At 41.4% G+C, this 21155-nt stretch carries 19 protein-coding genes; 1 reads left to right on the plus strand and 18 read right to left on the minus strand.

The window, feature by feature from the left end; translation table 11 throughout:
- Positions 1-82: 82 nt before the first annotated feature.
- Genes BLS64_RS09425 through BLS64_RS09500 form a run of 16 tightly spaced genes read right to left on the minus strand, consistent with a single transcriptional unit; the run spans position 83 to position 17957 of the window.
- Positions 83-1105: a glycosyltransferase family 4 protein gene (locus BLS64_RS09425; protein WP_093113296.1), complete on the minus strand. Its 1023-nt coding sequence runs from the start codon at positions 1103-1105 to the stop codon at positions 83-85.
- The gene (locus BLS64_RS09430) at positions 1077-2459 is read right to left on the minus strand and encodes an O-antigen ligase family protein (protein ID WP_245693417.1); all 1383 of its coding nucleotides are present in this window, start codon (positions 2457-2459) and stop codon (positions 1077-1079) included. Before BLS64_RS09430 ends, BLS64_RS09425 begins: the two co-directional genes overlap by 29 nt.
- Positions 2460-2481: 22 nt before the next feature.
- A complete protein-coding gene (locus BLS64_RS09435) occupies positions 2482-3600 on the minus strand; it encodes a glycosyltransferase (protein ID WP_093113297.1) in 1119 nt (372 codons plus the stop codon).
- 56 nt (positions 3601-3656) lie between these two features.
- The gene (locus tag BLS64_RS09440; RefSeq protein WP_093113298.1) at positions 3657-4061 is read right to left on the minus strand and encodes a four helix bundle protein; all 405 of its coding nucleotides are present in this window, start codon (positions 4059-4061) and stop codon (positions 3657-3659) included.
- 40 nt (positions 4062-4101) lie between these two features.
- Positions 4102-5427 carry a glycosyltransferase family 4 protein gene (locus BLS64_RS09445; protein ID WP_093113299.1) on the minus strand — a complete coding sequence of 442 codons (1326 nt, stop codon included), beginning with the start codon at positions 5425-5427 and terminating at the stop codon, positions 4102-4104.
- Entirely contained in the window at positions 5424-6236 is an 813-nt protein-coding gene (locus BLS64_RS09450) for a class I SAM-dependent methyltransferase (RefSeq protein WP_093113300.1), read from the minus strand. The genes BLS64_RS09445 and BLS64_RS09450 overlap by 4 nt, the downstream gene beginning before the upstream one ends.
- On the minus strand, positions 6226-7215 hold the full coding sequence (locus BLS64_RS09455) for a glycosyltransferase family 2 protein (RefSeq protein WP_093113301.1): 990 nt from the start codon (positions 7213-7215) through the stop codon (positions 6226-6228). The genes BLS64_RS09450 and BLS64_RS09455 overlap by 11 nt, the downstream gene beginning before the upstream one ends.
- Positions 7215-9092 (minus strand): asparagine synthetase B family protein, encoded by a 1878-nt coding sequence (locus BLS64_RS09460; RefSeq protein ID WP_093113302.1) that lies wholly within the window; start codon positions 9090-9092, stop codon positions 7215-7217. The genes BLS64_RS09455 and BLS64_RS09460 overlap by 1 nt, the downstream gene beginning before the upstream one ends.
- Complete coding sequence (locus BLS64_RS09465; RefSeq protein ID WP_093113303.1) at positions 9089-10648, minus strand: glycosyltransferase family 2 protein; 1560 nt, start codon at positions 10646-10648, stop codon at positions 9089-9091. The genes BLS64_RS09460 and BLS64_RS09465 overlap by 4 nt, the downstream gene beginning before the upstream one ends.
- Complete coding sequence (locus BLS64_RS09470) at positions 10645-11673, minus strand: glycosyltransferase (RefSeq protein ID WP_093113304.1); 1029 nt, start codon at positions 11671-11673, stop codon at positions 10645-10647. Before BLS64_RS09470 ends, BLS64_RS09465 begins: the two co-directional genes overlap by 4 nt.
- A gap of 7 nt (positions 11674-11680) precedes the next feature.
- A complete protein-coding gene (locus tag BLS64_RS09475) occupies positions 11681-12679 on the minus strand; it encodes an N-acetylneuraminate synthase family protein (RefSeq protein WP_093113305.1) in 999 nt (332 codons plus the stop codon).
- Between the two features lie 31 nt (positions 12680-12710).
- The gene (locus BLS64_RS09480) at positions 12711-13334 is read right to left on the minus strand and encodes a class I SAM-dependent methyltransferase (RefSeq protein WP_093113306.1); all 624 of its coding nucleotides are present in this window, start codon (positions 13332-13334) and stop codon (positions 12711-12713) included.
- Positions 13335-13342: 8 nt separating this feature from the next.
- Positions 13343-14422: a glycosyltransferase family 2 protein gene (locus tag BLS64_RS09485; protein WP_093113307.1), complete on the minus strand. Its 1080-nt coding sequence runs from the start codon at positions 14420-14422 to the stop codon at positions 13343-13345.
- Positions 14423-15604, minus strand: coding sequence for a hypothetical protein (locus BLS64_RS09490; protein ID WP_093113308.1), 1182 nt, complete (start codon positions 15602-15604; stop codon positions 14423-14425).
- Positions 15601-16746 (minus strand): glycosyltransferase, encoded by a 1146-nt coding sequence (locus BLS64_RS09495; RefSeq protein WP_176763467.1) that lies wholly within the window; start codon positions 16744-16746, stop codon positions 15601-15603. The genes BLS64_RS09490 and BLS64_RS09495 overlap by 4 nt, the downstream gene beginning before the upstream one ends.
- Positions 16743-17957: a glycosyltransferase family protein gene (locus BLS64_RS09500; protein ID WP_245693418.1), complete on the minus strand. Its 1215-nt coding sequence runs from the start codon at positions 17955-17957 to the stop codon at positions 16743-16745. The genes BLS64_RS09495 and BLS64_RS09500 overlap by 4 nt, the downstream gene beginning before the upstream one ends.
- A 204-nt stretch (positions 17958-18161) precedes the next feature.
- Between BLS64_RS09500 and wecB the strand changes: the two genes are divergently transcribed.
- A complete protein-coding gene (wecB, locus tag BLS64_RS09505) occupies positions 18162-19247 on the plus strand; it encodes a non-hydrolyzing UDP-N-acetylglucosamine 2-epimerase (RefSeq protein ID WP_093113310.1) in 1086 nt (361 codons plus the stop codon).
- On the opposite strand, the gene BLS64_RS09510 is transcribed toward wecB, so the two are convergent.
- The gene (locus tag BLS64_RS09510) at positions 19234-20178 is read right to left on the minus strand and encodes a glycosyltransferase family 2 protein (RefSeq protein ID WP_093113311.1); all 945 of its coding nucleotides are present in this window, start codon (positions 20176-20178) and stop codon (positions 19234-19236) included. The genes wecB and BLS64_RS09510 overlap by 14 nt on opposite strands.
- Positions 20175-21143 carry a glycosyltransferase family 2 protein gene (locus BLS64_RS09515; protein ID WP_093113312.1) on the minus strand — a complete coding sequence of 323 codons (969 nt, stop codon included), beginning with the start codon at positions 21141-21143 and terminating at the stop codon, positions 20175-20177. Before BLS64_RS09515 ends, BLS64_RS09510 begins: the two co-directional genes overlap by 4 nt.
- Between the last annotated feature and the right edge of the window lie 12 nt (positions 21144-21155).

The raw sequence follows: 21155 nt of genomic DNA on the forward strand, positions 1-21155 counted from the left end.
ACAACTGAGAACTCACAACTGAGAACTCACAACTGAGAACTCACAACTGAGAACTCACAACTGAGAACTCACAACTGAGAACTCACAACTGAGAATCCAAAACCTTCCTCCACTCCTCCCGGACGATCTTCCAATCGAAACTTTCTACCTTCTCACGAGCTGCCTGTGCGATCTCAGCTGCTTTCTCCTGATCTTCCAATAGCTCTTCCAAGGCAAGCAGCATATCATCGGCGTTTTGTTGCGGCACCAGGTAGCCATCTTTCATGTGGTCAATGAGATAAGGCATACCACCCACATCTGTAGAGATCACCGGAAGGCCCAGGGCCATGGCTTCGATCACACTGATGGGGGTATTGTCAACATCGGTGGAATTAATAAAGAAATCATAGTTTACTGAAAGAGCAGCCCATTCCTTCTTTTTCATTTTTCCGGGAAAACTTATCGGGAGCTCCTTTTCTTTTGCATACACCATGCATTTTCTAAGGGAACCGTCCTTTTCAGGACCAACCATACAGAGTTCCGCATCAGGATATTTCTTCAGGAGCTTTTCATATACCTTCACCGTGAGCATAGGATTGTACCGCTCCTGGAAACGGCGTACCCAAAGCAGTTTTGGAGCGAACTCCGTCCGCTTTTTATAGGGGTAATCCTCAAGAATTATGGAATTTGGAACGATCTTTACATTCTCTATACCTGCTTCTTTAAAGGCCCTGAATAAGAATTGGGAGGGAGCAATATTCACCAGGGCTTTCCCAAAGAGTTCCCTGCTAAGGTCTTTAGAATTCCTAAGGCGGTGTGGCAGATTTCCCCCGTGTAAAATAGGAATATAAGGCAGGTTCAATTTTTGACACAGCTTTCCGGTGCTATAGGCATAGTAGAAGTTCTGGGCTCCATAGGTATCGATCAAAACAAGGTCGGTGGTTTTACGGTTGCGCCAGATGAGCTTAAGCATATCGGTGAGGCGCAGGATCTTGTTGTCTTTTGCCGATGCAGTTTTTACATCATAGCCCTCCTGCTTCAACACCTCGCTAAAAAAAGAAATATAGGTAGCGGTGAAGGTGGGATTCGTAAGATTGTTACCTATATAGAGTATTCTTTTTTTCATCAACTATGTATAAAAGCGCCAGTCCGTAAACAAAGGCCGGCAGGGCGATCCTCATGGCCGAATGGTTAATGGTAAGGAACCAAAAGGCAAGGAAAGCGAGAAAATAGTAATTATTTTTGAACTTGGTCCAGAAAACTATGGGAACAAATATAAGAATTAGGACGGCTACCACTCCTAAAATGCCATGTTCTGATAATAATCGGCTGATTTCATTGTGTGTGTTGATCTCAATTCCTAAATTTTCCTCGCGGTATTCCCGACCTTTTCCTACACCTATCCCTACGATAGGATGCTCATAAAACCCTTGTAACTCTGTTACCACCAATTCCACCCTACCTGTAGTAATATCCTTTTTTAAATTTCCGGCCGCATCCCGACCTTCATATCTATTTTCTAATAACCCAAACGTTTGAAGTGATGAAAAACTCCAAATACCTATCATTGTAAATAAAAGAACAAAAAGCTTGAACCTTATTTTCACTTGCTCCTGTATATCCTGTTTATAATAGAAAAGCATAATAAAAGCTACCATACAGATTACAGCGGTTATTACACCTCCCCTAGAAAAGGTAATTAGAGCTCTGTATCCCATCATACCTAACAGTATAAAGTCTATTAAATTGATAGTCTTATTTTTCACAGTAAAAAGACGAGTCACAAGCAGAAAAGCACCCAACCCAAAAACTGTAGAGATCTGGTTTGGCCCATAACCACCGGTTGCGGCATAATTTCCCGACAAACTAATGATACCTTCGTGTAACGATGGAGTATACAAGTACAAGTAAAGCATTTGTGAAAGCAATGGCAACAACAACATCAGGATCACCTTTTGGAAATGACTTTTTTTGATTTTTTTATAGTAACAATAAAGTGCGGCGATTCCTAAAGTCACAGGACCTGTAAGATTAAAAGCAACAAGTCTTCTAAAATCTGCTTCATAGCTTACTGTTACAGATGCCACAACAATACCAGGAATTAGAATTAATAAATAGGTCCAAAAAGGAACTGTTCGTGAAGAAGTTCCTTTGAAGAACATTCCAACTAATAAGAAAAGAATAACCCCATATTTTCCAGTTTCATAAAATAAAAGTGCTCCTGTCATCCGCCAATAAACCTCAGCCCCCGCAATATAGGCCGCGGCCATAAGGGCTTCATTGTTACGGTTCTCGTTCTGGATGGTAATGAACAGGAAGTAGCCAAATATTCCAAGGAAGTAAAAAAAGGAAATACCCTCATACAGGTAGATCGCGAAGGCGATCCCAAAATGCAGCAACAGCAGCCGCACATACTCGATCTTCCCCAGTTTTTCCAGGAGAGCTCTTTGTCGGCTAATATTTATACTTGCGGCATTCACAGGTTACAATATTAAGCAAAACTTATTGTTCGCTATTCTCCAAAAGGATTTCAGAAAAAAAGCCGATCACCTCCGGGAGCACCCCCTCCCGGGAATATTGCTCCATTACTGTCTTTTTCAGTCGGGCACTGTCATGCAGGCGTTTTTCTGAATCCTGCATATAGGATCGTATGGCAGTTGCCAGGGCTTCGGGATCACCGGGGGGCACCAGGACTGCGTCTTCCCCAACCACCTTCGGGATCTCTCCCACCCGGGTGGCTACCACAGGTAATCCTGCCCTCGCATATTCCAGCAGTGCCACCGGAAGGCCTTCCGAGGCTGATGACAGTACTCCCAGATCAGCTTGTCTCAACAGATCTGCAACATCCTCCTGCTCCCCGTAAACGAACACCTTTGGTCGTAGCTCGTTTTCTTGGATGAAGTGCTCGATGCTTTTTGAATAGGAGTCTTCTAATACCTTTCCTACCAGGTGGAGGCTAAGATGCTTATTATCTTTGAGTAAGGTCTCAAAAGCCCGTAACAAATTCAGGTGATCCTTCTGGGGTCGAAAGTTGGCCACACAGATGATCCGAAAATCATCAGCCTCTCCCTTGAGTTCTAAACGAGAAACAATTGCCTCCTCAGGAAGGAAATTCCTGAAATATCTTACCTGCTTCACCTGCAATTCCTGCAGAACCCAATTCCGTAGGTCTGAATTGACGGTTATCACCCCGTCAAATAAGGAAGAAAAACTTCTTAGCAGCCCGGCTTTCCTCTGTTTCAGGTCCTTCCCGTAATGATCGTGCCATACCACCTTTATCCCGGGTAGCGATAGTTTCAACATAACTGCCAGGAACCAGGAAGTACCGTGTGCCTGCACAAGACCGATCCTATTCTGTTTCACGAACTTTCTAAGCTTCCAAAGAGCTGGCAGATCTAAAGAATGCTTTCTGTTCAGATAAAGATAACCTACGTCACCCGACAATCTTTTCTTCAACAGTCCCTCTTTTCGGGTACAGCACAAAAAAGAACCATCGATCTCTTTCGCAAGGGCATTGGCGTAAGATACGGCCATTTGCTCGGCGCCACCGGATCGTAAGGTGTCGATTAGCTGTAATACTCGCATATTGCTTTGCGGGGAAGCTTCTTTTTTTCTACTCACGTAGGTTTTGTTTACCGTTCAATGTTTAACGTTCAAAGGAGCTTTCTAGTTTCAGACTATTGCCCTTGATCCTTTTTAAATTTTGAGCCTTTAAGGTTAGATCTATTTAAAAAAGCAATAAATGCCGTGATCTTGGCTATTTCCCTTTCACATTTGCTCGCCAGCCTTTGAAACTCATCTTCTGAGATCAGATTTTTATCTCTAGCTCGATAAAGTTGCGACTTTAATTCGGTACAGGACCCACGTGAGAAGCTGAGAAAATTGCGGAACTCCAGGTTTCCACCTCTACCAAAGCCTTCTGCTATATTATCCATGATAGAACCGGAACTTCTGTCCATTTGATTCATAAGAGAATATCTTTTACCCAGTGGTGTAGATTCAAAAAGCTCCTCCAGATCGCTACATATCTCCCTTGCCAGGACCCAAACCTCCAGATCCTCGAATTTCTCAACCTTACTCATAATTTTAATATTGGTTCAAAAGCACCTTGAACATTGAACGTTAAACGATGAACCTTTTCCCAAGAACTTCCTTTATCCCCCCCTCAAACCTTTCCAGGGTATACTGCTGACTCCATTTTTTAGCTTCATCAGACATTCTTTTCATTTCCTCCTGGTCACTTAACAAGCTCAGAATTTTCAGAACATTCTCTCCTTTATCCATTGTACATTCTCCTGTCCTGCCTTGAATCCTGAATTTTGAATTCTGAATGTCTGCCCTCTGTCCTCTGACTACTTCCTTTTCTTCCCCCGTCACTAGAGAAAAGCCTGTTCTCGATACATTCTTCAAACCTGCTGCTGCAGGCTCTGAAGAATACTCGAACTGACAGATTTTCTGAAGAAATGGGTCCGATAACAATATTCCCCTGCTCCCGTAATCAAGCATCCACGGCACGCAACTCACAGGAGTGGCAATGGGAATACATCCATAGAACATACCTTCTGCAATGGCTTTTGGCCAGCCTTCAGACCGGGAAGGGAGAATTACAAAATGTGCTTTTTGATAGGCTATTTTCAAATCCTGCAAAGGCCTGCTGCCATGAAAGATCACCTGCTCACCCAGACCGTGTTCTTTGCAGTAATTTTCCAGGCGGTCCCACTCGGGCCCGTCTCCGTAGACCTCCAGGCGGGCCCCGATCTCCTCATCTGTGCCTGCTGTATGTATGGCTTCCACCAGCTTCACGGCCTCCAGTGGCTGTTTTCCCGGTACAAGATTCCCTACAAAAAGAAAGGTCAGCGGACCTGAAAAACGTTTTTCTTCAACTTCCGGGATCTCTTTTTCAGAAAAGGATGCCGTAAAGAACGGCACCACATTTTTAGATCCCTTGTCCCATTCCCCGTAGACCAGTGCTTGCATATTCCGGGTTAAAAAAGGGTTTTTCAGGATCCACTTTTGCAACCTGTAGGTCCATGGCTGTTTAGCCGCCGGATCCCAGTTTCCCGCGTATTTAGCAGTCTTGGATTTCTTCGGAAAAAAGATCTGGCAGATGCAGGCAATAAGGCCAATGTTTCCCGGGCAGCGTAGATGCAGATGATCCGCCCGATGCATGGCGGCAAGAGTTCTGGCAAAGATCACCGGGAACTTCAGAATTGCTACCAGAGCGTTTTTAGGGCTAAGCAGATCAAAAGCGGGAATAGAGGTAAAGATTAGACGGTCATGCCGATAAGCTTCGGCATTGAATCTCAGTTCTTTTCTAAGTGGAGCAACGACCTCAACTTCCTTTACCAATTGCAACCACAAATTCATTTCCTTTATGTAGGGGGCATAGGCGAAATAGGAGCTGCCTTTCGGTACATGTTCTACATGAGTAAAAATCACGAATCTCATGAAAGAGATTTTTTTTGCAAGAATAAACTCAGGTGCATGCAGCGGAACATATACTCATCAGATTCTGCAGATTTTTCCCAATCTTCCCGGTGCCAGCTTTTGGCTCTATCCAGTTTTTTTTCCTCAGATACCGGCAGGACATTCAGAAGGAAAGTCCATTTGGTTTTTCCCAAAACCGCCCTCCGTTCCTTGATCTGAAATGCTTTTTCAAATTGGTAATATGTTTTTCTGGAAAACGGCCACTCCCAATCCTTGTCACTTTGGAAAGGACGGTAAACAGAACGAATGGTTTTTATAGGAAGGCTGGTCTCTAAGGGATCATGACTAACGATCATACCACCCGGTTTCAACTTTTCATTTAATCGCTGGATAAGTTCTTGCACATCTCTGAAGTGATGCAATACGCCATATGCGTAAATAAGATCAAAATCCTTTTCGGTAAATTCCTCCGAAAGAAAATCCATCACCTCGGCTCTTGCACCCTCCACATTTTTGAGACGTCTGCTTAAGTGCTCTATGCCCTTTCCGCTGAGATCAATGCCCAAATAACTTTTTGAATTTTCTGCCAGGTACATACTCAGGCTGTTACCCATATAACATCCCAGATCCAGTACTTTTTTATTTGAAAGATTCCCAAACCAGGTTTTATGGAGGTCATAAATATCCCTTTCAACGCCGATCCCTTTTTTGATTCGGTTCAGTAGCCCGTTCCTGAAATAGGACCAGATACGGGTAGGCAGGTTCTTGTTCTTCCTGTTATAGAATTCCTCCTGGCGTTTATTGATGGCTATCCTTTCTTCAGGCTTCATGTGAGGGTTTGTTAAAAATGAGACTCCACCAACCCGCGATCCTGCCAAGGCTTTCGGTAAAGGCTGCTTTCCTTTCCCTGGTGGTAAAGATATTTCCCATCCGCACCAAAGTTAGCAATAATGCAATGGCATTCCACTTCAGCCTGACCTTTAGTCCGGGGGAGGGATATTTGACCCGCCATACATACCAGCCGTTCCTGATCACCATTTTTCCATAATTATAGCGATTAGGCCTTCCCAACTCCTCGTGATAATGGTATAATTGAGCTGCAGTATTCAGATACAGCTGCCCGAACTCGGAAGCCCGTAAGCAAAAATCCATATCCTCATATAAGCCATAGCCTTCAAAATATGAGGAAAATTTTATTTTTTCAAAAAGTTCCTTTCGGTAAGAAGCCACGCCCCCCATAAAAAATTCCACCGGATAGGTCTTTCCTGTAGGAGGATAAAAACCTGTGGAAAACCCATTGGAAAAAGCGGGCATAATTCCCGGGGGCTGATCGCTCAGCAAGCCGAATTTCTTTCGAAGTACATTTCTGCTTCCCAGTTTCCTTGAAAAGCCTTCGATCCCGAATTCATCATAAAATGGTTCTCGTTTTTCCCATTTCACATCACTTAGTATATACCCGGCGACGCCTATTGCATCCGAATGGATATCGTAAGTAGCAATAAGCTGCTCAAAATAGACCTTTTTAAGAACGGTATCGTCATCCAGGAAACAAATGACCTCAGAGTCTGGAGAGACTTTTGAAATCCCGAAATTTCGCTGTCGGGTCAATCCGCGATCTTTCTCCTCTACCTGGAAATATTTTAAATTTTCAAACAGGTTCTGTTCCAGCATTTTTTTGGTCAGATCATCAGGGGAACCATCTACAACCAGGATCTCACTGGGAGCCAAAGTTTGCTCCTCCACCGACCTCAACAGCTTCAGCAGCGGTTCCGGCCTTTTATAGGTGCAGATTATCAGACTGAAATTCATCAGGTATTTTCCCCGGTTTTAAGGGTTTGCAGTGTTTCCTTTCTACCCGTTTTTATCAGATCTATTTCAGTGTTCAGACTCGAAACATTAATGATGTTCCAGTTGGCGAACGGCCATTGCTTCAGTTCTTTTCTTTGAACGGCCTGCTGAAAGAGGTTTTGATAAATAGCTGTGCCCAGGTGATTTCGTTTAAAGTATCCCTTGAGGTGTTCCTCCATTTGAGGCACCCTGTAGACCATCGCCCAGTTTATAGAAGGAAACCACCGGTAGCGTCTGCTGATGTCTTTTGTATTCATCAATCGTTTGATAAAATACTGGTCCATGAAAGAGCGAAATCCCCACATCCCGAACTTTACCAGGTCAGGAAAGGTTTGAGGGATCAAGGGCGCCTGGTTGGTAGGGACCTTATAGAATTTCTTGAGGTCGTTATTCTCTTTGAACAGCCTTTTGATAAACCTGTAATTCAATCTTTGGTTAGGGTGTATGCTACTGCTCATTCGCAGCATTTGAAGGGACATGGCAGGGGAATAAGCATCGAATTTAGCATTTGCCGTCAGTAACTGTTTGGAAAGCCGCATCCGGGTATAGGTGTACCAGGAAAACATTTCGTCATATAGCTCGGCATAAGGTAGTTCATGAGCCTCTATTCGCAAGAATATCTCATCCAGGTCATTTTTCAGGGCCTCTGTCAGTTCAGCCTGATCTAGCTTAAGGTCGAACTTTGAAAGATTCTTTTCGTGATAGTAGATCTTAAACCTTCTGAACACCGCCTGCTTCCAGGATCCGAAATTTTCAGAAGTGGCCGGCGTAAACCGGTAATCTTTATCTAAGATATAGTGTTTGATAAAATTCTTCTTCCTGAATTCTTTTGAAGAAAATGCAGAGATCTTTCTCGCGGGCAGGGCCTCGCACAGCTCCCCCAGGATCAAAGGCTCTTTTTTTTTATTATTAACCGATTCTGTTATTTCCAGCCAGGAACACAGTTCCAAACCTTCCGTTTCAAAAGTGTATTTTCTGAGTAACCCGGAAGATGGAAAATAAAGTTCGGGTTTATAGCAGGAAACAAAATCAGCTTTTTTCAGGTTTGCTAACCTGGCTGCTATGCGGGATTCATAATTTTGAGGATTTCCGAAGGTATAACAGGTTAGTTTTTTATGTTGGGGAATGGCCCCAAAAGCGATCCTGCTGTCCATTCCCCCGCTTAGTGCCATATTTGCTTTTTCAGAAGCATTAAGACAATATTCCACTTCCTTTTTGAAAGCTTTCCAGTATTCTTCGGGAGTTGGGTCCTCTTCAGAAATATTCTTAAAAAGCCTATTGTCGTATTGCACAGAAATTAACTCCCCTTCAAATGTATACCGCCTGCATTCCCCCGGCAATAACCTCTTGCATCCCTCCAGGATCGTTCGGGACCCTATATTTGAATATTCGCGACCAAGAGTTCGTTGGACGATACCGGCTTTATCAAATTCCAGATCTCGAAAAATTCCTGCCAGGATCACACTGTTGGTAATAAGAAAATCTTCCCCGGTTTGAACATAGTAAAGCGGGTATAAATTAACATGATCTGTACAAATGCTGATCTGCTCAGATCTTTCGTCAATCAGTAAGGCAGAAAAGGACCCTGTAATATTTTCGGGCAAGGGCCAGTCTCCTTTCAGGGCATCCAGAACCCCTTTTAGTTGTCCTTCCCTGTCATTAACGGGCTGATCCAGATCCCGCATATAGCCGTCGTTTAAAAGATAGCACCCATTGGTCTTTTCCGGAAGTTGGCCATTCTCAAGATACAGGTGCAAAGAATTTATACTGTGAAATTCCCCTCCTTCCTGTAACTTACCTGGATCTATTAATTCCTTATTGCTTAGAACGAACTTCATACGTTTACCGGCCTTCTCTTATTTTCTTCAAGGTGTTTTGACCATTTTTCACTTTCCTGCCAGCGTCTTCTCATAGTTTTGATATAAGTGAGGGGATTTTTGATCTCCTGTTTTAGGTAATACCTTAAGAACAGCTCCACTTTAAATCCCAGTAACTGCTCCCTGGAATAATATTTTTTCGCGTAGGCCATTAAGGTAGGAGAAGGTTTTGGTTCAACAGAACCTTTTTCCCAGGGCTTTTTTTCCTTATTCCTGAATCCACCCACCGGCGCCTTCAAATGTGTGAACTCCAGCCCCGGATGATAGATGATATCGCAGCCTTTTTTCCTTAATTGCATTCCATAATCCACATCTTCCCCATACCCATTTTCAAAAACTGCAGAAAACCTGGTGTTCCCCGCATACCTGCTGTTTACTAAACAGGTTCCGGCACCAAAACTCCCCCACTGTTTGATCTTATGAAAAATGGTTTTTTGCCCCGGTTGCTTACAGTTGATATTGAGACAGTCAACTCCTAGTCTTTTTAATTCTGCAAGACTCTCTTTAAGTAAGCCGGGAGGAATCCTTATGTCATCATCTGCAAAAAAGACCCAGGCTGAAGTGACTTCATTTAATGCCAGATTACGGGCATTACAGGCTCCTGCAAAATGTATAAAATGGTGAACGATCTCGAACGGATAGTTTTCTTGTAAATCTTTTAATTCTGAGCTTGAATCAGGATCCGGATTTTGTTCTACCACTATCACTCTCTTCGGAAGATGGGACTGGGCTTTTAGATCGTTTAACACCTGCTTTAAATGCTCAGGCCTTCCCAAAGTTGGAATTACCACATCCACCGAATTATTTTCCTGATCCTTATTTTTACCGGAAATCACCTCACCTGTTAAAAGTTGGAAATTCTTTCCAAAATATCGGGCATTAAAAAAACACATAATAAAACTGCCAAGGGGAAGTTTGGATTCGTATCTCCATAGACAGAAGATCAGGATAAACACCCACTGCCATTTATAATGCTGCCAGACAAATCGAAATAATTCAGTGAAACCGGCAGTAATATTCAGTTTTTCTTCCTTGTGTTGATCGAGCAACAGCCGGGGTTCTGAGTAACAAAACAACCCGTTCTGCTGTCCCAGCTTCGCGATGGAATTCAGATTGTACCCAAGATCATTATTTATTCTGACCACAGATTCAAAAACGAGTAATGTCTTACCCTTTACCCCCCCAATATCAGTACTCATTCGCCAGGTAGGATAGGTCACCTTGTAATCCGGGTTAACGAAAGGCCACTGGTCGACATAGCCAAGCCTTTCAGGCAAATACTGGTTCTTTATGGGAAAAGAACACATGATGAGATCTTGATGAAAAATTTCACCTAGAGCTGAAAGATTAAGCCTGTTCTCAAATGCTTCCTCACACCACAGGATAAGTTCTTCCGGGTATTTCTTTGCAAGACGTATTATTTCAGAATTCAGATCTTTCCCCACCGTAGCGATCTCCTCCTCATTCTGAAGAATTCGAATTACTCTTTCCGCGTTTTCATGGACAAGCAGAATCATGAACAGGTTGAAATTTTGTTACTTACCTGATCCAGAATACCCGTTACTTTCTTTCCGGGATGAAGATGACGGGTGTAATATTCCATGTTAATCTTCTGAAGCTTTTTCCGAAGATCCTCGTTCTTGACAAGTTCACTTGCCAACTCTACACATTCTTCTGGATTTTTATAAGTAAGGTAATTTTTTCCTTCTTCGAATCCCGGAATTTCATACTGATCTACAGGCGTGGTCAAAATGGCCAGCCCATTGGCAACATATTCCCCTACCTTTGCCCCTACACTACTCTCAAGACCTGGGGTCGCAATCCCTATGGTAGAAATTCTCATATTCTGAAGGTATATTTTTCTATGAAAATCTTTCATTGGAAGGCTAAGATCAGGACATTTTTTTTGTGAAAACTCATCCCTTCGAAAGCCTCCGGTAAAATTTTGACCGAATTTTTCCTTTAATAATCTATTGATCTGAATCCGCTCATCATTTAAAATCTTTCTTTTTTCTCTTTTCCATTGGGGATGATTCAAACCTTCATCCCATAATCTCGATCGAAATATAATTTGTTTTCCTTCTGCCGGATCCGACTCCATATATTCTAATTCATTCACAGAGATCCCATCCTTCAGATCAAGCAGCGCCGCAACACTTTTCCAGTACTTCAGTGAATATTTAAAAAATGAAAGATCTTTCAAGAACAGGTATTTCAGGCTTGGGCTTCTGAAATATACAGGGTAATACAAGCCATAGGGAATTAATTTCTCTGATCTCTGAAAGTCGGACTTCAGCAACATCCTTTTCGCATAAAGATCAGCTTCCTCATAAACTACCGGCTTAATGTCACTGCTATCTGCGAGGTCAAAGAATACTTTTGCTCCGTTTACTTCCACCAGGAAAATATTTTCCGGATACCTCCCAAGATCAAGCTTATATTTCAGGCGGATCTCATTTTTACTATTCAGAAATTCCAATCCTGCCAGTAACTGGCTGAAATGATGAAGAGTCGAATTTATGTGTACTACAACTTTATGCATATGGAATTTACTCCAGGTCTGAACTTTGTAAAAAGTCCCATTTTTTCAGATCCTTTTTCAGTCTTCTGCCCAGTATCTTTTCAAATTCGGAAGCGTCCACTCCATGACCTTTTGGTTTTTTAGCTTCGAGGTTCTCGAATGTCAATATATGCCCTTCTGCCAGATCTTTATTTACCGCCAGGGATTTTTCAAAAATATTCTTTAGTTCCCTGAATGAAGAATTATCACTTTTATCGATCGGATTTTTAAAAGCAGTTTCCAGATCGCGAACGGCTGTCACCAACTGAGTGATCTCATCCATTTCGAGAGAAGAGGAAGCATCGGGTCCCGGACTGTCGCGATCGAAGACCGCATGAAATTCCAGGATCTCAGCTCCCAGCGCGGTCGCCGCTATGCAGGTTTCTATTTTCGCGGAATGATCTGAATACCCCACCTTCACCCCGTATCGCTCTTTTAATTCAGGGATCACGTTCAAACCGTAATTCTCCGGCTGGGTGGGATAGGCCGTGGTACACTGGAGAATCGAAAATTCCACTTTTTTTGATCTTAAAAAATATACAGAGGCATCCAGCTCTTCAAAAGAACTCATCCCCGAGGACAGGATGACCGGTTTGCCGGTACGGGTGATCTTTTCCAGGAGCAGGAAATTATTCACCTCTCCCGACCCAATTTTATATCGCTTCACTCCTACCCTCTCTAAAAGATCTACCGCTGCATTGCTGAAGGGGGAAGCCATGAATTCTATTCCTTTTTCTTCACACCTCGCTTTAAGTTGTACCCATTCCTCCAAACTAAATTCCATGTGTTTCCAGTAATCGAACCGGGTTTTATAACGATCAGAAAACTTTATCCGGAAAGGTTCATAAATGCTGCTTTCCGCATCGGCTATATGCACCTGGAATTTAACCGCATCCACTCCTGTTTCAGATAGGGCATCAATATATGATAAAGCCTTTTCAAAGGAGCCTTCGTGGGCTTGAGCAATTTCAGCTATGATGAAAGACATGAGTTATTTATTTTTAAAATTGAAACAGCCTTCATCTCATCAGGAGGTATTTTAGCTTTGTCTTAACCTTTTCTTTTCTTCTCCACAGATCTTGTTTCAGGTTTGGTTCTGAAAAAATGATTTTTATTCCTCCCTGCCAGTTGTCTGAAGGAAATGGACTGTACTCAGGATTTTTTTTTGTGCTTATACAATGGACATACTTATGTTTTGGAAACAGGTTTCGCAACTTTTGCTCCTGCGGCATTCTATCCCCTTCTATGGAGATAATCCCCCTTTTATTGAGCAGCTTTTTGACTACCTCAAGTTCCCGATCCTTGCCGTCAATTATGATCAGATCAAATTTTCCTCTTTCAGGAACCTCTGCAAGAGACGAAAAAATTTTGAGTCGCTCATTCTTATTACCGAGATTCCCAGGAAGCGCCTGCAGGCAAAATTCGTTGGCCTCAGTTCCAGTATAATCCAGATCAGGATTTAGGTCCAACAAAGTCCCCGCTATACTTCCGATGCCCAAGCCAACTTCCAAAACTTTCCCCGGCCGAAAATATTCGATTAATTCCTGCAGTTTGATCACAGCATATTCGCTGGCCATATGCTGATTACCCTCAGCTGAGGAGAATCTTTGATAGCATTTCGAAATGGCTGCTTTAGTGGACATATTTAGAATTAAAGTTGAATGCGAAATTGAATCGATTTCAGATCTTCAGAGATCTGCAGGGAGTAATTGTGGTCCCTGTAACAAAACAGGATCTGCTTTAACAACATGTCGTTGACCTCCTTCATCGAGATGTATGGCTGGGATTGCCTGCCCAGTATTTTCTTGACTTTGTGCTTGAGGGAACCAAAATAAGCATCTTCCACAAAATCAACTTTTATAACCTCTCCTTTGCACGAGGGAAGTTCTTCCCGCAGGAAATGTTCCATTTGAGCTAAGATATTCGGGATCCTGAAGCAAAGTGTAGGTTTTTTTAATAGTTCCCTTTCCTGTTTCGGGATAATCTCCCCCATCCCCGTCTGCCTTTTGGGTTTAATAATCTTCCTTTCCCTGTTTCTTAGAAAATGTCGCTGATTGAGTCTCGTAATATTCTTTACCCGTGGATTCCCCGTGAGCAGTTCATCCTCAGATCCTGAAAAGCTCTGATGCCAGTTGTGATAGAAAAAGGCTGCTGTACTTTCCTCCCTTTGGTAACCTGCGATTTCCAGGCGAGCAAAAAGATCTTCATCCTCAGCGCCGTAAAAGTGAAAGAATTCATCCAGACCGTTCACCTCCAGCAAGGCCTTCCTGGGTGCCAATACCATGCCGTTAACTTTTCCATGCCTGGCTGGATGCAATTCTTCAAACCGGTAAGTGTGAGATAACTTCTTAGATTCCTTCTGCCCTAAATATCCCAGTTGAAAAAGAAAAAATTTTCGGGGATTCGCCAGCTTTCCGAACAGCTTAATCGACTCCGGATGAAATATCAGGTCCACATCAGCAATGAAGACCGATGCACGGGAAGCTTTATTTATGCCATAGTTAAGCGCCCTGCTCTTGTTCCACAACAAACCGGAAACTTCCAAAGGAAAGAACCGGGCAAAGTCATAAGCTGCCAGTAATTCCCGGTAGTTATCCACCAAAATATTGCCGCTGCCGTAATCCACAAAAACTACTTCAAAGTCAGTCGAGCTTTGCCGTCTTAGGGACTCCAAAGAATTTCGAATACGTTTTACATCCCGATCACGATTGGCGTAAATAATAGAAACCATTTAGTCTTTATTTGGATTCTTTTTAATTACTTTTCTAATCCTCTTTTTAAGCTTTTTATATTTGTAACTGGAATAATATCCATAATGTATCAGGGAAATTTTCCTTTTCTTCAATAATAACCGCAACAGATCCTTATTGAAAATATTTTCCTTCTTAGTTCCCAGGACCTTACCGATATACCGATTTTTATTGTTTTGATAAATGTCCAAATCAAATACATTTTTATATAAATGCAGCTTACCTAAAAGTTCCAGTGTTAAAGCAGTTCTCATACACTTATCACATGTAGAGCAGTTCTTACTGTTAAATTCATCCCTGAGATTGGTGCAGACATCTAAAAAATCATAGGTTTCAGGAAACTGACTTATAAAACTAGTTTTATCGATCCGGGTCCAGTATATATCACTGGAAAAGAAATTAATCGACTCTGTAGATAACATACTTAGGTTCAACAGATCGTAATATGAAGTATCTACAGAGTTAAGATTGAATTGGTCCAGGGGAAAAGAAGAAGCATAATAATAATTCTTAAATAACTTCTGAAGGTTAAGTATGCAGGAAGCACTTCTATAAGTATTGGTTTTCTGAAAATTTAATTTTAGAATTTCAGATAGGTTTGAATCAATACTGATAACTTTTTTACCTGCTTTTTCGGCGAATGTATTTACTGATCTCAATCTCTTCTGGTAAACCTTTCTCGCCTTTTCACCACCAAAATCTCCGTGAGAGCCAACATTGAAAAAAGTAAGATACTTAATATCGAAAGGAGAATGCTCTCCGCTATGGGAAAAGTAGGTTGCGAAGGAATCCACCCCACAGGAAAAGCCAGTTCCAGCAGTACTTCCAAGATTCATATCTTCATGATTTAGACTGTCTGCAATAATTTTAATTTCTTTAAATTCATTGTTAGCAAGACATAGGGCTTTTATCAGATAATGATTAATTGTATATAATAATCGTGCAGATACTGGCCCGTTCAACTTAATATCATTCCCGGTCTTTAATCCCAGAAACAAAAGCCCCACGAGGGAAGCATCAAGGGACTCAGTAACCAGATAATCTTCAAATTTACTTGAAAACCTGTACCATAGAATATTGTGCTCCCCTTCAACCTGAAATCTGGTCGAAAGAAGAACCTCCTTGCCATCCTTTTGCAATTCCGGCTTCTCTATTATTATCATAATTCTTTTTCAATCTGGTTGTATTTCTCTAGAACCTTTTTCCTGATAAATCCTCTTTCCAACGCAGGTTTAATTGTTTCAAGATTATAGCGAATTGCTTGTTCCATATTTCGCCTGTTCTGTAAGGCCTCTAAAATATGATTTTTGATTTCTTCAGGGTCCTCTGGATTTTCTATTAAACAACCATTTTTCTCTTGATTGATCAATTCTGCTGTGGCCCCACCGGGATTTGACTGTATGGGAAAGGCACCCATAATAACTGCTTCCAGCAAGGTATTTGGCATACCGTCAGACAAACTGTTTCCAATGTACATAAGACTTTGCCCCATTAATTCTAACACCTCCGCTCTTGGAATTCTCCCTTTGACCTTTAGGTTCTCCCAGGACCGAAACTCAGATTTGGCCAGAAATTTCTTTACCTCTTCCCCGGCTCCAAAGATGACCATGTTATACTTCTTTAATTCTTTTTGCAACCCCATCAATGCCTGTAAAACAGTTATACACCTTCCGTGTTTCCCCTGGTAACCCTTTATTAAAATAGTCTTGCGTTCAGCCGTCTGCTTTATTAATGAATCTGTCTCCTTAAGGTCAAATCCTCCGCCACCAGGGAAAACACCCAAGAACTTTCCCCGGAATCCAAGACCTTCAGCGATTTGATAGTCCCGGTGACAATCGGTAAACATATAATCCAAGCCAGGTAGGATCTGTTTCATCTTTTCAGATTCTTCCTTTTTATCCTGATAATAGTACAGATCACTACCCCAGGAGGAGTAAATCCATTTGATCTGCGGGTTTCTTTTCATCACTTCATAGATAGGAAAACAGGATAAGTGCATCACGAAGGAATGCACCACATCGGGGTTTATTTCTGCGAGTTTTTGCTCAAAAACCTTCTCCAGGTCCCTTTCATTAATATGATTTATTACAACATTAAGACCGGGCAGCTTGTTTTTAACAAAGTACCTTCCGGGATAATCCGTTTTATATCTCCAGCCCGTGATCTGCTGAACGAAATCAATTTTTTTTACCCTGGTTTTGGAATCAAAGACATCCAGCCAGTAAACCTCATGACCTGAATACTTCAACTGCTCGGTCCAGTTAAAAAAATGAGGGGCGAATATGGAGACCATCAGGATCTTCAACTATGCTCCAGTTTTAAAACTTCTTGTAAATATTCTTCTGACATATATCGTTGTAGATCCGGTCTATTGAGCACAAAAGTGTTTGGGGATTTTTTCCATTTGGAGTAAAGATTTTCAATTAAACCCGAAATTTTTTCCTCCTCATCTATTTCTGCCCAATACGGATAATTATAACCTAATAATCGTCTCGCCTCACTTTTGGCAGGACCCAGCAACAGGATCGGCTTTTCAGCTCCCACACAGTGAGGAAATTTTCCAGGGAGGAAAGGACTGATATCGGCTTTAGCTTCGAGAATAATATTGACAGCTGCAGCTTGCTGCATTTGGTACACCTGCTTGAAACTGATGTAACTCCTGCTGGAATATACATTCTCATTTTCTCTTGCAATTTTTTCCACGCGTTTATTGTGTCCACCCAAAAAAAGCAATTTTGCCACTCCCTTCGCTCCCGGGTTTTTCTTTAGAAATTCCTCAAAAGCTTTTACTAATCCCTTTGGATTTCTTGCTCCCAGCAAATTTCCTGCATGAAGAAGATTGAAATGAGCAGGGTTAAAATATTCAGGAAAATTTATTTCCTTTTCCGGGACAGGATCGATCTGATGGGGAATGATTATACCGGTCTTTGAAAAATTGGGGTAAAAGCGGGTCATCCATTCTTTCAGTAACAAACTAGGAAAGGCACTGAATTCTGCCCTTTCGGAAATTTGTTTTACAAAATTTTCTTTTTTAGCATAGCCGGGCTCATACCAGGTAAAAGGTTTTGGATAATGGTGCATAGGATACGGATCATGCATATAAGCTATCCATTTGTGATGCCACTCAGGGATCTTCAACAAGGCGTGGTGAGGTCTGAATCGGCCTCCCTGGCTTAGGGTAAGAATAAGGTCCGGATTAAACTCTTTACTTGATCGTAAAGTATCTAATATGCTATTACGGTCGTTAAAAAGGGTAAAGGAAAAACCAAATCTCTCTTCCAGAGGTTTGTGAAGATCCACGTTCAGTTTATGCCTCAATTGCCGCTCCAATCTGCTCAGAAAAAACATCAGACTTTTCCGGTTTTCCCGTATAGCGATACATCTTATCCCTTCTAAATGAATATCCTTTTGGCTATAATGATAAACCACCAGCTCATAACCCGCTCGTTGAAGATTTTTTATAAGTGCCACTCTTCCTTTGGCTCCACTGCTATCATCCACATTAATGGATTCCACAACAACTAATACTTTTTTGGGAACGCTCCGGCTCAATTGGCTTTGATGATTTGTTTCATGACGAAAATAGAAATTAAAAACGGTTTTTCAATTGGCGACCAGCAATGAGCAGAGGCTAATCTGAATTTAACAATAACCAGTTATCGGTTTGCCAGATGCTACTTGTCGAAAAAACTGTAGCTTTGTTCATATCTCACTATTTAAATGAAAATAGATCTCATTGCGGGAGCCCGGCCCAACTTCGTTAAAATAGCCGCCCTTATTCATGCCAACCTGGAAATGGGAGAGCCTGTTAATTTTCGGCTCATCCACACCGGGCAACATTATGATGAGGGTCTTAGCGGCAGTTTTTTCCGGCAGCTCGAAATACCTGCACCTGATATCAACCTGCACAGCGGCAGCGGGACTCAGGCTGAACAAACTGCTTCCCTTTTGATTAGTTATGAGAAGGTCCTACTCAAAGAGAAACCTGATCTATGTCTTGTAGTTGGCGATGTTACTTCCAGTATGGCTTGTGCGATTACAGCTAAAAAAATGCAGATAAAGGTGGCGCATGTGGAAGCCGGTATTCGTTCCTATGACTGGTGCATGCCGGAAGAAGTGAACCGTGTCCTGATCGACAGTATAGCCGACTATTTTTTTACTACCACTCTTCAAGCATCCAAACAACTTTTGACAACTGGAAAAAATGAAACTCAGATCCATTTCGTAGGGAACACTATGATCGATACCTTATTGAGATTTCTTCCAAAATTTAAAAAACCTACGATTTGGGAGGAGTTGAAACTTCAGAAAAAGAACTATCTGATACTTACCCTTCACCGACCTGGGAATGTAGATGAAAAAGTGCGATTAAAAAATGCCCTTACTCAGATAACAGGCAACTCTCGAGGACTTCCCGTCATTTTTCCGGCACACCCCCGGACCGCTTTAGTCTTGAAAAAATTGAACGTTTCTGCTAACAACCTCCACATTATTCCTCCTTTAAGTTACCTGGAGTTCAATTATCTGGTTCAGCAGTCCAAAGCTGTACTTACAGATTCAGGAGGAATTACAGAAGAAACAACTGTTATGGGTATCCCCTGCATCACTCTCAGGGAAAATACAGAAAGACCTGAGACAATTGAGCTCGGAACTAATGAATTAATAGGTACAAACCCCGCTGCGATTGGCCCCACCTTAGACAGGCTATTTCAGAAACAATGGAAAAAAGGCAGAATCCCTGAATTATGGGACGGTAAAGCTTCAATTAGAATTTTAGAAATCATCTCTAATCTCAAAAACGCCTAAGGCTACCTTTTAACTTCAAGAACGGCCTCACAATAGGGTACAACCTATACCCCCATATATACTTCATCTTTTTAAAACATCCTGAGTTCGCTTGCCGAAGTGTATAATCAATTATGGATAAATCTTTTAGGAAAAATCCTGTCTGCAGAAAATATTTCACCAGGGATGGAGACAAGAGATCCTTCTGTTTTAAATGGTCTATGACCAGCTTGACTGCTTTTATTTTAGACCTCCTCCTTACCGGATCCTGATTCCAAAACTCATATGTAGTAGAGTTAGCATGTTTCCTTCCAAAAAAAAGTATGTTCTCAATAGAAACTCCTTCTAGTCCCTGAGCCAAAAGCCTTGGATAATATTCCCATTCATCCCCATATACGATATTCTCGTTAAATCGCTGATCACCTATAGATGACCTTCGCCAGATCACATTACAGGTATTAAAAGGCAGTTCGTTTTTTAACAGTTTCTCAATAGCGGTTTGATCAATTTTTTTAACCGCCGAAACCTCCTGCCTCAAAAACTTGTATTCAAAATTTCCTTTAAAAGTGGCTCGTGAAAACCTGCAAAAATCAACATCATAAGTTTTCAGAAGATTTAAAGAAACTTCGAGATACTTCGGATGGGCTATATCATCACTATCAAACCAATGAATATACTCGCCTTTTGATTTTGCCAAACCATAATTCCTACAGGAATTTGCTCCTTTTTTCCTACTGGGAGGTCTTTTATAGAATTTAAACCTACTGTCTTTTGCAGTATACTCTTTAACTAATTCAACAGTATTATCTGTAGAGTGGTCATCTACAATTATACATTGCCAATAAGGAAATGATTGACTCACAATTGAGTCCAAACTTTCACATATTAAATGAGCCCTGTTGAATACAGGCATTATAATGGAAAAAGCAGGATCATGTATGGAGTAAGTCATTTTTCGAAACTGAATCTTCCCCTTCTCAGGTTCTTGGTTAATCTCAATAAATTTCTACTGACTGCAAAACGAACAATCATTCTATAAATATTCAGTTTTAGATCTGAAGGTTCTTCTTCTGGGATTGAACCAAAAAATTCCTTGTTTTGTTCAATTAATTTCGCATCTCCCCTGTATTTAATAAAGATTCGGCGTTTTGCCTCCTGCACAAAATTCAGATCCAAAATTTCAAATCTGCTCTCCAGATTCTTCTCAATCCTTGTCCAGCTATTAATTAACCTCGTGAATTGTTCGCGATCAATATTGCTTGTGGATTCAGAAGAATCTCTTCTATAAAGGACAAAACCTTCTCCGGAAAAATAAACCTTGTTTATGTGACAAAATATTCGAGAAATAAACTCTCCATCCTGATTAATTTCTAATCCTTCCAACCACAAACCAGCTTTATCAATCAATGTTCTCTTCATTAAATATGCATGGATTGGAAAATATCCTTGTGAATAAGTTAAAGTATTCAAAAATTCGGGAGGAGATTGAAAATTCTTATAGGACTGTAAGTTTTCAAAAATGAATGATTTACCAGTTTCTAATATTTTTCCCCATTTACAAGTCGCCAAAGATCCATCATGGGAATCCAAAAGATCTACCTGCGCTTTTATTTTTTTTGATGAGATCAGATCATCAGAATCAAGCCACTGAATATATTTACCTCTACTCAAATCGAACCCAAAATTCCTGCAGGAGTTTGCTCCTTTAGGTTTCATAGCTGGCCTGAAGTAATATTTTATTCTTTTATCGCGTTGGGTATAAAAATCCATAAGCTCTACTGTCCTGTCTGTCGAGCCATCGTCTATTACAAGGCATTCCCAATCTTCTATCTCTTGTAACAGAACAGAGTCCAAAGTTTCACCCAACAGATGAGAGCGGTTAAAGGTGGGAATTATTATGGAAACTAAAGGCTTCAATAGTTATGGTAG

The organism is Salinimicrobium catena (genome assembly GCF_900102915.1).
Classification (GTDB): Bacteria; Bacteroidota; Bacteroidia; order Flavobacteriales; family Flavobacteriaceae; genus Salinimicrobium; species Salinimicrobium catena.

What these genes read in the sequence shown, in the direction of transcription:
- BLS64_RS09465 (WP_093113303.1), bottom strand. Translation starts at nt 10,648, where the DNA reads ATGATTCTGCTTGTCCATGAAAACGCGGAAAGAGTAATTCGAATTCTT.
- BLS64_RS09480 (WP_093113306.1), bottom strand. Translation starts at nt 13,334, where the DNA reads ATGTCCACTAAAGCAGCCATTTCGAAATGCTATCAAAGATTCTCCTCA.
- BLS64_RS09425 (WP_093113296.1), bottom strand. Translation starts at nt 1,105, where the DNA reads ATGAAAAAAAGAATACTCTATATAGGTAACAATCTTACGAATCCCACC.
- BLS64_RS09470 (WP_093113304.1), bottom strand. Translation starts at nt 11,673, where the DNA reads ATGCATAAAGTTGTAGTACACATAAATTCGACTCTTCATCATTTCAGC.
- wecB (WP_093113310.1), top strand. Translation starts at nt 18,162, where the DNA reads ATGAAAATAGATCTCATTGCGGGAGCCCGGCCCAACTTCGTTAAAATA.
- BLS64_RS09475 (WP_093113305.1), bottom strand. Translation starts at nt 12,679, where the DNA reads ATGTCTTTCATCATAGCTGAAATTGCTCAAGCCCACGAAGGCTCCTTT.
- BLS64_RS09450 (WP_093113300.1), bottom strand. Translation starts at nt 6,236, where the DNA reads ATGAAGCCTGAAGAAAGGATAGCCATCAATAAACGCCAGGAGGAATTC.
- BLS64_RS09460 (WP_093113302.1), bottom strand. Translation starts at nt 9,092, where the DNA reads ATGAAGTTCGTTCTAAGCAATAAGGAATTAATAGATCCAGGTAAGTTA.
- BLS64_RS09510 (WP_093113311.1), bottom strand. Translation starts at nt 20,178, where the DNA reads ATGACTTACTCCATACATGATCCTGCTTTTTCCATTATAATGCCTGTA.
- BLS64_RS09490 (WP_093113308.1), bottom strand. Translation starts at nt 15,604, where the DNA reads ATGATAATAATAGAGAAGCCGGAATTGCAAAAGGATGGCAAGGAGGTT.
- BLS64_RS09485 (WP_093113307.1), bottom strand. Translation starts at nt 14,422, where the DNA reads ATGGTTTCTATTATTTACGCCAATCGTGATCGGGATGTAAAACGTATT.
- BLS64_RS09455 (WP_093113301.1), bottom strand. Translation starts at nt 7,215, where the DNA reads ATGAATTTCAGTCTGATAATCTGCACCTATAAAAGGCCGGAACCGCTG.
- BLS64_RS09440 (WP_093113298.1), bottom strand. Translation starts at nt 4,061, where the DNA reads ATGAGTAAGGTTGAGAAATTCGAGGATCTGGAGGTTTGGGTCCTGGCA.
- BLS64_RS09445 (WP_093113299.1), bottom strand. Translation starts at nt 5,427, where the DNA reads ATGAGATTCGTGATTTTTACTCATGTAGAACATGTACCGAAAGGCAGC.